Here is a 2307-nt window from a genome sequence, read left to right on the forward strand (position 1 = left end):
GGCCCCGCCAAGGCCGCGGGCGCCGTCCGCTACACGGCCGAGCACCGGCTCCCCGGCCTCGTCCACGCCGCCGTGGTGGGCAGCACCATCGCCAGGGGCCGCGTCACCGCCATCCACGTGCCTCCCGCGCCCGGCGTGCTGCTCGTGATGACCCACCACAACGCGCCCGCGATGAAGCGCACCGCCGCCTACGCCACCCTCCGCGGCCCGCTGGGCGCCGCCGCGATCAGCCTGCCCGTGCTCAACACCGACGAGATCTTCTGGTACGGCCAGCCCATCGCGGTGGTCGTCGCCGAGTCCCCGGAGCAGGCCAGGCACGCGGCCTCCCTGATCCACGCCGACTACCAACGGTGGCCCGCCGCGCTGTCGATGACCGGGCAGCGGCCCTTCACGCCCGCGCACGCCGTACTGGAGGAGCCGGTGACCAGGATCGGCGACCCCCGCACCGCCCCGGCGGCGGTCACCGTCGAGGCCGAGTACGCCACGCCGCTCGAATACCACAACGCGATGGAGCCGCACGCCACCGTGGCCCACTGGGAGGGCGACCGGCTCACCGTCCACGACACCTCGCAATACCCCTACGGGGTCAAGGAGATGCTGGCCAGGAAGTTCTCGCTGGCCGAGGAGAACGTCCGCGTGCTCGCGCCGTTCATCGGCGGCGGCTTCGGCGGCAAGACCGTCGCCTGGCCGCACGTCTGGCTCGCCGTGGCCGCGGCCAGGCTCTGCGGCCGGCCGGTCAAGCTCGTCCTGTCGCGCGCCGACCTGTTCGCCATGACCGGCGGGCGCGCCCCGACCCGCAGCCGCGTCTCGCTCGGCGCCGACGCCTCCGGGCGGCTCGCCGCGCTGGAGCACCACGCCGTGTCGTCGTGCAGCGCCGACGAGTTCGCCGAGGCCGCGGTCATCGCCTCCCGGCATCTGTACGCCTGCCCCAACCTGCACAGCGCCCAGCAGGTGGTACGCCTGGACCGCATCCAGAACGCCTTCTTCCGCGGCCCCGGCGTCGCGCCGGGCTCCTTCGCCCTGGAGTCGGCCATGGACGAACTGGCCTGGCGGCTCGGCCTGGACCCGCTCGAACTGCGCCTGCGCAACGAGCCGGACCGCGACCCGGTCGCGGGCAACCGGTTCACCAGCCGCCACCTGCGCGAGGCGTACCAGCTCGGCGCGGACGCGTTCGGCTGGTCGCGGCGCCCGCCCGTGCCCCGCGCGACCCGCGACGGCCGCTGGCTCATCGGGTACGGCATGGCCGCCGCGATCAACCCCGACGCCGTGCTCATCGCCGGGGTCAAGCTCCGCCTGTCGGCCGACGGCACGGTCACCGTCCGCAGCAGCACCAACGAACTGGGCGCCGGCACCTCGACCGCGCAGAGCCAGGCCACCGCCGACCGGCTCGGCCTGCCCCTCGACCGGGTCCGCTTCGAACAGGGCGACTCCGACGTGGCCAGGACCCGCATCCCCGGCGCCTCGGCCGCCACCACGACGCTCGCCTCGGCCATCTGGTCGGCCCGCGACAAGCTCGTCCGCGAGCTGCTGAAACTGGCGCGCGGCACCGGTTCGCCGCTGGCCGGACTGTCGCCCGGCGAGGCGGAGACCCGCGACGGCGGCCTGTTCGGCCCCCGGGGAGGCGAGACCTACGAGCGCATCCTGGCCAGGGCCGGGCTGGACGGGGTGGAGGTGGAGGGCAGGTCGGCGCTGCCGTACCAGACGATCAAGCGCGGCACCTACTCCTACGGCGCGCACTTCTGCGAGGTGCGGGTGGACGAGGACACCGGCGAGACGCGCGTCACGCGCTGGGCCGGGGCGTTCGACGGCGGCCGGATCGTCAACCCCAAGCAGGCCGCCGGCCAGATGCGCGGCGGGATCATCATGGGCATCGGCATGGCGCTGACCGAGGAGGCGCTGCTCGACGAGCGCACGGGCCTGATCGTCAACCACAGCCTGGCCGACTATCACGTGCCGACGCACGCCGACGTGCCCGACATCGACATCCGCTTCGTCGACCGGCCGGACCCGCAGACCCCGCTGGGCGCCAAGGGCATCGGCGAGCTCGGCATCGTGGGCGTGGCGGCCGCCGTCGCCAACGCCGTCCACCACGCGACCGGCAAACGCGTCCGATCCCTGCCCATCACCCCGGACAAGCTCATGTTTTGAATACGGTAGGGGGGTATGGTACGTTCAAGGAGTCGGAAGGGGGAGACATGGTCGGATACAGCGGCAGCAAGCAGGACCAGCTGCGGCGGCTGCGCCGGATCGAGGGTCAGGTGCGGGGGTTGCAGCGGATGGTCGAGGACGACAAGTACTGCATCGACG

The 2307-nt window shown here is 73.4% G+C and carries 2 protein-coding genes; both read left to right on the plus strand.

Annotation, left to right across the window (positions count from 1 at the left end; genetic code table 11):
* Positions 1–2148: xanthine dehydrogenase family protein molybdopterin-binding subunit (locus tag ACWDX9_RS62510; RefSeq protein WP_449973318.1), on the plus strand; the 2148-nt coding region annotated here is incomplete at its 5' end.
* Positions 2149–2195: 47 nt separating this feature from the next.
* Positions 2196–2307: metal-sensitive transcriptional regulator (locus tag ACWDX9_RS62515; RefSeq protein ID WP_449973319.1), on the plus strand; the 112-nt coding region annotated here is incomplete at its 3' end.

Source organism: Nonomuraea sp. NPDC003201 (assembly GCF_053590415.1).